Genomic DNA, 7,203 nt, shown 5'->3' on the forward strand with positions numbered 1-7,203 from the left:
GCGTTTTGGATAATGTCCTACTGATACTTGGTCAAAGACGGCCACGAAGAAATCATGTCCATGCAAAGCTGGGCTTGATCATCAAACTCAGAGCGCTGTTCACCCGTGCGGATCATTGATTGTAAGCGATCCACAAGTTGAGTTTTGATGGCGCGCACCGGTCCCAGCCTCATGAAAGCGTAGCGAATCAGTACCGGACTGAAATCCCGACTCAGGTTATCCAGGAGAAAGCCAGGGCCGTCGTTCCGGATCGCAAAAATCAGAGCCTTCCGGCGCAGCCACAGATCCAGACCGTTGAACAGAGGTGTAGCTGAAGGCTCGTTCAGGGCAATGCGCCGGATACTATCCAGGCTTTTTGGGCTTTGTGCCAGGAAACTGACGGCAAAAAACAGGGCGGGGAACAGCATATCCAGTCTGTCCCGCTCCTGGTCCGTGATGTCCGGGATGGGGTCGTACACACCAGTGTCTCTCAGGAGTTGGTCCTGATCATTTCGACACAGACCGTTCCCCTGTAGCCACCAGTCATGATATGCATTGAGCAACCCCGAGCACTGTCCCGGCAGGAGGGGACCAGACAAGAACGTCTGTCGCTTTGCTTGGCTGAACAGCATTTCCTGTCCATATAACATGGCCCACTCCGGATGAGGCAGGAGACAAAGCAGCTCGACATGGCCGGGAAATTTGGTGGAGAGCATATGCCGATAGTCGTGAAAGTGCTTTGCCAGCGCGGCCTTGACAAGACTGTCTCCATGTTCGGTTCCCGATGCGCCCCCCAACTCCCCTAATGCCAAGCAATGCAATATGTGCAAAACCTCCGGAAGCATTTCGAAAGACTGGCCCAACTGGGCATTGTGCAAGGCATAGCGGCTCTCCTGGGTGAATGGCTCAAGGACAAGCCCGTGCAGATCATCTTCATCCAACGGTTTGTTTTTGACTATTTCCTTCTCAATCAAGCCCAGGGCCGCATTTTCCACACAGTATCCGCACATAGATGTCCTTCCTTGGCTGTTTCCTTGGTAGTTTTTGACGTAACCATACACACAGGCTAAAAAATCTGAAGACCGACCATTCACATATCATTCAAGAGGGGCGTTTTTGGCCGCATATTCGATACCACTGGAGCGAAACCATGCGCGACAAGCAAATAATAAAGTTATTCAGGGCTGTTGAGTTGATTGCCCGAAGCAGCGGGGCCACCAATCGCGAGCTGAGCAAACACCTGGGGGTGGACCGCAAATCCGTCTACCGGACTCTGAAAACCCTGGAAGCCATCGAGTTCCCGCTTTACGAAGAGCGCAACGGCAGGGAAGTATGCTGGAAGTTCGAGTCCGGATACCTGCGCAAACTGCCCAACATTTCCCTGCCCGAACTCAACCTGACCTTCGAGGAGGTCCTGGCCTTGCACCTGCTCAAGGGAGAATCCACGATCTACAGAAACACCGTCCTGGAAAAGCAGGTCAGCAGGGCCTACAGGAAGATCGGCAGGCTGCTGCCGGACAAGGTTGCCGAAAACCTGGACCGTCTCCAGGCCCTGTTCACTCCGGTGGCCAAGTTCTCCAAGGATCTCTCGGGCAAGGAGGAAATCATCGAAAGCCTCGTCCAGGCCATGCTCAAGCAACGCGTCTGCGAGGTGGAGTATCATGCCTTCAGCAGTCGGGGACAAAAACGCTATCCTATACACCCTCTGCACTTTTTTGAATACGAAGGCGGACTGTACCTCTTCGTCCTGGTGCCCAAGTATGAGGACGTCTGCGTTCTGGCCGTAGAGCGCATTCAGGATCTGAAAATGACCAGCAGGGGGTTCGAATGGCCGGATGACTTCGATCCCCAGGCAATGCTGGAAAACGCCTTCAGCATTACCTTCAACGATCCGGTGGAGGCGAAAATCTGGCTGAGCAGGGGAGAGGTCCGCTACGCATTGGAACGGCCTTTCTTTGCCCAGCAGCGCATCGAGCACTTGAAAGACGGATCAGTCATCCTGCACCTTAAGACATCCGGAAGATACGACGTCAAACGCTGGGTCATGGGCATCGGACCAGGGGCCGTGGTTCTGGAGCCGGAGGATCTGCGGCAGGAGGTCATGAAGGATCTGCGCCGCGCCCTGGAACGGCATGAGCATGGTCGCCCGATCAGCTCCGAACCAGATCAGCAGCAGACCGCAAGTAACCTCAAGGCCTGATTCACGAAAAGGTGGTCCCGAGCTCGCGCCCGGGACCCTGTCAGAACCCGATTCCATTGCCGCCAGCCTGGCTCTTCTTGATCCCTTCCTCTTCCTCCAAACCGGCCACCAGGTTTTCATGGTCAGGCCGGGAGTCGGCCAGGGCGAAGCGGTCCCTGACGTTCTTAAAATCGCCAGGCGCAAGGCGGCTGAGCCGGGCCAGACGCTGATCCTGATGCTCGGCCAACTGCCCGTCAGCCAGGGGGGCCAGCATTCGGTCATAAAAGCTGCGCACGCCCGCGGCGTTCAAGAAGTCAAAATGGAATTTCCGGTTGAACCTGCGCACCGAGGCTGTGTCCAGTCCCTTGAAATCGTTGGTGGTGCAGATCAAAACGCCCCGGAACGCCTCCATCTGGGTCAAAAACTCGTTAACCTGGGTGGTCTCCCAGGACCGCACGGCCATTTCCCGGCCAAAGATGAACGAATCCGCCTCGTCCACCACCAGTACGGCTTCGCGCTGCTCGGCCTCGGCAAACATCCCGGCAATTTTTCGCTCTGTCATGCCCACAAAGGGGTCCAGGAGGTCGCTGGCCCGCCTGATCATCAAATCCCGGTCCAGTTCCCGGGCCATGTACCTGGCCAGCTCGCTTTTCCCGGTCCCGGGCGGGCCGTAGAAAAGCAGGTTGAATTGCCGACCGGGGCCGTCCTGGCCCTGTGCAAGCAGCCGGTTGAGCCGGTGCAGTTGGCTCAGGGTCTCGTGTATGTCGCCCTGGATGTTCAGCCCTTCCAGAGAGAATGCCGGGTCCAGCCGGCCTTGGCGGCGAGGGGGAACGCCGTGGTTTTCCAGTTGGAGGTGGGCGTTGAGAACCATGCGCGTCTGCTCCAGGATGGAGGTCCGGCCGCCCCCGGTGCGTCTGCATTTTTTTGCCTGTTTCACGGCCATGTCCGCCACCCCGGCGCTGACCTCGTATTCCTCGGCCAATTGGTGCACGGCAGCCGGCTTGCACGTCAGGACCCGGTTGCGTCGCAGCACGGTGTCCCACATCCGGATGCGCTTGATCCTGGAAAACCTGGGCATGTGCAGGCTGAAGGAAAAGCGGCGCAGCACGGACTCCTCGATCTCGTCGTGCCGGTTGACGATCCAGATGGCCCGCACCCCGGGCTGCTCCATGAAGCTGTTCAGCCAGCCCTTGTCCTGGGTCTCGCCGCTGAAGAAATAACCACGGGAGGTGTTCAGCAGCTTGTCCGCCTCGTCGATGATCAGTACCGAGCCACGGCCGGAATTGGTCATGTTCAGGCAGGTGGTCACCGCGGCCCTGCGTTTGGCGGTTCTGTTGTCCTCATCGTGCAGGATTTCGTAGACAGGGTCCTTCAGGGACTCGGCCAAAGAACGGGCCAGGCTGGTCTTGCCCGTTCCGGCCGGGCCGTAGAGCAGGACATGGGTCGGATTGTCCCGGGACTGGTCCAGCAGATTCAGGATCAGCCTGATCCTGTCTTCCGGGACCTGGTGGTAGTCCAGGGGCAGCGTGCTATTTTCAGCCTTGCGGTACAGGCTGTCCGCCAGAATCGGGCTGCTCGGGTTGATGAACAGGGACATGAAATCCGAGTTGAATTCCACGCCCAGATAGTTGCGCTCCAGGATGCCCAGGCGCTTGAGGCAGCCGTTCATGGCCGCGTCCAGGGCCGAGGGCGTCAATCCCAGGGCCGCCAGCAGGTACTTGCGTCCGGAAAACTCGAAAATGGACAGACTGCTCCCGAAATAGTTCCTGAACATCTCCCAGTTTTCCGTCAGGAAACAAAGCATGCACAGGGCCAGCTCGTCGTCGCTCAAGGCGAACATCGCCTGGAACCCTTTGGCGTTCTTGTACAGCTCTGATTTCTCCCCCTGATCCAACCCGTCCCTTACGCGCTCTAGAAAGCGGTGCAGCAGGCGCAGGGCCTTGGCCGCAAGGCGGGAATTGGCCTTGACCAGCCGGACCACGACCAGGGCCAGATCGTCCAGGTCCCCGCACTCGTCCAGATCTTCCTGGAGCCGGTCCCGGCGCTTCTCCGGCAGGAGATTTTTCAGTTCAACCAGGAATTCGTCCAGGCTGTTGCCCAGGGTCCAGAAGGCGAACTCCAGTGTTTCCACGTCAGCCATGGGCCGATTGCGCAACACCCCCATCAGATACGCGGCCCCCTGGCCCAGGACGAACCGGTCGTTGCTGTCCAAATCACCCATGACCGCGTTCACGTTCAGACACGCCCTTCGTCTTCGCATCACCATCCCCTCCTTGTCCGGTCCATGACGCACCCGGCCCCTGTCCACGCGACCGCCGCCGGATCATGCGCCGTTCATGCCCATGATCCTGCCACAAACGTGTGGCGTTTTTGGCCGCATAAGGAAAGGAAATTGGAATCGACGTGAAACTCAGTTCAAGGAGCCGCTGTCTGCTCAAAATCGCATCCAGGCGAAACTTTCGTGAACAACGCATTCTCGATTCTCTTCGAGACCAAAGAAAAACACTCCCCAAGTGCGGCCAAAACCAGGACATGTCCAAGGTATGGTTACCCTTCGCGCCGTCATCAAGGCCGACAGCAGGCGGGCGTAACCGGGATTGTCCTGGAAACCTTGCAACAAAGGGGGATCGCATGGTCAGAATGTGTGAAAAATGCCTGGGGGTGTACCAAACGGTTTTTCTGAAAAGTCACGAGGATGGAATTTACAACTGTCCCAACGCGGAGTGCGGGCATCCCGAGTTGATTGCAGTGGATGACCAGCTCGTGGATATCGTGGTCGATTTTTACAAGCTGGGCCTGCCGACAAAATACTGCTGCTCCGGCCACGCCTACACCGTCCTTTTCAATCCCTACATTCGTTTCGAGCTTGCGACCGTCAAGCTGGCCAACATGCTTTACACGGATCTTTTGGATTTCAAGGCGGAAAACAAGGCTCTCTCAAAGTACTGCCATGTCAGCATCAAGAACACCGATGTCGGAAGGTTCCTCGATCTCGAAGCCGTTCGGAACAAGGACAGCGGCAAACATTTTGACATTGACCAGCGCATGGAAATTCAGCGCGGTTTCGTGGATTTTGTCCGGGCCTTCATCAAACGTCTGAAACAGGAAGTCGCGGCTAAGGAAAACGCGAATTGATCGCCCAAACCAGCGAATTGCAACAGGAGGAAACCATGCACGCCAAAACCCCGGTCACGCCTGCGCCCATCGTGTCCATCACGGAAAACGCCTTTCTCCAGCTTCTCGTCTCGGGCGTGGAGCTGTATCCGGACCCGCGCAACCGGAGGCCGCGACCCAAGCGCCCAAGGATCACCAATGACGACCCCGGCGAGTGCTTCGGCTATCTTTTCGGAACCCAGGCCATGCAGGGCCGTCGCCCCGTACTCCGCATCGAATTCGTCGTACCCTGCCAGCGCGTGGAACGCCGCAACCACGCTGAAGTCATGCCCAGCACGCGATCCGAGGAAAGGATCATGACCGTGCTCGCCCCCTTTCCCGGCCTCGACCTGCTCGGCACCTTCCACAGCCATATCGTCAAGCGATACGGCAAACTCGAAATTCCGGATTCTGTCGAGCCATCGCAGGATGATCACGACTCATGGCGCTCCTGGTGGGACGATGAGCGCAAGGGAGACACGGCGCTGGAATTGATCCTGGGCGTAAAGGAGATGAAAAGACGCGGAGCAAAGCCGCCGACCCAGGACGGCAACTGCATCGAGGGCCGCTGGGAGCGGTACGCCTATGCCCTGGGAGTCTGGTTCGCGGACAGAGGCAGGGTTGGCGCCAAAGACGAGGAACTCCTCCAACCCGTCCACTGGCTAATGTGCCCGACGGCTTTCGGGATCACGCGGGAGGATTTTCGCGTGGTAGGAGGGTGATGGGCATGGATGGATTTGGTGAGCCATGAGGCACGGCGAGGGTCGGCAATCTCGCAACCCCTCCGGCAAAACACTACACTATCCCGCGCCAGGTTGCGCCGCGTCAAGGAATGCATTCAACCACTTTGCAACAACCTCGATACCTTCAGGGTCAGCATTCGCATCGGTCCCGGGCCGCAAAGCCAGCGCCCCTACACCGGGAAACGAATTCACTTTGTCTCTTGGTAGAAAAAGTTTGTTTTCCGTTTCCGTGCCCGGGAAAAGGATAAAAGCGCCCTGCACATCGACAATGGCGTCCCGGTAGGCGTGCATCTTGTCGATGTCTTCTTTGCGCCAGCTTTCGATTGTCCCCTTTATTTTTTCCTCGCCCCCGTTAAAACTCTCCTCGGGCCTTGACCCTTTGAACTTGGCGTCAAGAATCAAGCGGCGATGGCCTTGCTCGATGACGATGTCTGGTCGCAGGTCATGGGAATAGCTCTCGAGGCGAGCAGAAAAAGTGCGGTTGAAATATAACCGTACATCTTCCTTGTAGCTGAGAACCCGTCCAAATAAAATCTTACGTTCTTTAGGGTCAGAAACTTCGTAGTAAACAATGTCATGGCTTCGCATATCAAAACGCTTGTCGAGCAGGTCTTTGATCACAAAAAAGGCCCAGTACTCGTAAAGGGTTGGTGTGTCTTTGGTTTCCAGGATGCAGGCAAAATCCGGCAAGTCGAAGTTGCATTGGGTACGCAGGGTGAGCAGGGCATTGAGCCTGAACAGTTCACGATAGCCTTCTCGGCGTTGCAAGATCTGTGATGATGCCGGTAAAAAGCGCATCTGCCCGACGTCGCGCCACAGACCGGCCTGGGCAAAACGTCTCAGACCGTGTTCCAGCTTCTCCAGATCCTCAGCCAGATCCTGGTTCAGCGTCCATCTGGATTCCGCTCTGAGGGTATTCTGAAACACCTTGATCTTGTGCCTCAACATGAGCAGGAAATGCTTGACGAAGCGGTTTTCCGGGGTGTCAAAAGTCTGTTGAATTTCTTGGATTGCCAGTTCACGGGGAAAAAACCACTGATTAGATACGCGATGCCACTAGTGTCCCAACATTGTCATTGCCAAGACATGTATTTGTTTGAAATTAATGGATTAATAGGAGTTTTTGCCATGTAACGACTTGAAAGGCTT

General features: G+C 56.7%; 6 protein-coding genes and 1 pseudogene. 3 read left to right on the forward strand and 4 right to left on the reverse strand.

Annotated elements, in window-relative coordinates; translation table 11 throughout:
- Window positions 1-17: 17 nt before the first annotated feature.
- The gene (locus AC559A_RS04755; RefSeq protein WP_498816527.1) at window positions 18-989 is read right to left on the reverse strand and encodes a hypothetical protein; all 972 of its coding nucleotides are present in this window, start codon (window positions 987-989) and stop codon (window positions 18-20) included.
- A gap of 140 nt (window positions 990-1,129) precedes the next feature.
- Between AC559A_RS04755 and AC559A_RS04760 the strand changes: the two genes are divergently transcribed.
- Window positions 1,130-2,179: a helix-turn-helix transcriptional regulator gene (locus tag AC559A_RS04760; protein ID WP_498816529.1), complete on the forward strand. Its 1,050-nt coding sequence runs from the start codon at window positions 1,130-1,132 to the stop codon at window positions 2,177-2,179.
- Between the two features lie 40 nt (window positions 2,180-2,219).
- Here AC559A_RS04760 and AC559A_RS04765 read toward each other — a convergent pair whose 3' ends face one another.
- Window positions 2,220-4,418, reverse strand: coding sequence for an AAA family ATPase (locus AC559A_RS04765; RefSeq protein WP_498816531.1), 2,199 nt, complete (start codon window positions 4,416-4,418; stop codon window positions 2,220-2,222).
- A 371-nt stretch (window positions 4,419-4,789) separates the two neighbouring features.
- Here AC559A_RS04765 and AC559A_RS04770 point away from each other — a divergent pair, with 371 nt between their 5' ends.
- Both AC559A_RS04770 and AC559A_RS04775 read left to right on the forward strand, forming a co-directional pair.
- Window positions 4,790-5,293, forward strand: a complete 504-nt coding sequence (locus tag AC559A_RS04770; RefSeq protein WP_498816533.1) for a hypothetical protein — start codon at window positions 4,790-4,792, stop codon at window positions 5,291-5,293.
- 35 nt (window positions 5,294-5,328) lie between these two features.
- Window positions 5,329-6,033 (forward strand): hypothetical protein, encoded by a 705-nt coding sequence (locus AC559A_RS04775; RefSeq protein ID WP_498816534.1) that lies wholly within the window; start codon window positions 5,329-5,331, stop codon window positions 6,031-6,033.
- 78 nt (window positions 6,034-6,111) lie between these two features.
- On the opposite strand, the gene AC559A_RS04780 is transcribed toward AC559A_RS04775, so the two are convergent.
- Together AC559A_RS04780 and AC559A_RS04785 are read right to left on the reverse strand one after the other, a co-directional pair.
- A complete protein-coding gene (locus AC559A_RS04780; RefSeq protein ID WP_498816538.1) occupies window positions 6,112-6,822 on the reverse strand; it encodes a nuclease domain-containing protein in 711 nt (236 codons plus the stop codon).
- Window positions 6,796-7,074, reverse strand: a pseudogene (locus tag AC559A_RS04785) (DUF2357 domain-containing protein); the annotation flags it as partial. The pseudogene AC559A_RS04785 and the gene AC559A_RS04780, both read right to left, overlap by 27 nt.
- Window positions 7,075-7,203 lie beyond the last annotated feature (129 nt).

This window comes from Desulfonatronum zhilinae (assembly GCF_900182865.1).
GTDB classification, from domain to species: domain Bacteria; phylum Desulfobacterota; class Desulfovibrionia; order Desulfovibrionales; family Desulfonatronaceae; genus Desulfonatronum; species Desulfonatronum lacustre.

Excerpts from the sequence above, each read along its gene's own strand:
- AC559A_RS04755 (WP_498816527.1), bottom strand. The coding sequence starts at position 989 with ATGTGCGGATACTGTGTGGAAAATGCGGCCCTGGGCTTGATTGAGAAG.
- AC559A_RS04760 (WP_498816529.1), top strand. The coding sequence starts at position 1,130 with ATGCGCGACAAGCAAATAATAAAGTTATTCAGGGCTGTTGAGTTGATT.
- AC559A_RS04765 (WP_498816531.1), bottom strand. The coding sequence starts at position 4,418 with ATGCGAAGACGAAGGGCGTGTCTGAACGTGAACGCGGTCATGGGTGAT.
- AC559A_RS04770 (WP_498816533.1), top strand. The coding sequence starts at position 4,790 with ATGGTCAGAATGTGTGAAAAATGCCTGGGGGTGTACCAAACGGTTTTT.
- AC559A_RS04775 (WP_498816534.1), top strand. The coding sequence starts at position 5,329 with ATGCACGCCAAAACCCCGGTCACGCCTGCGCCCATCGTGTCCATCACG.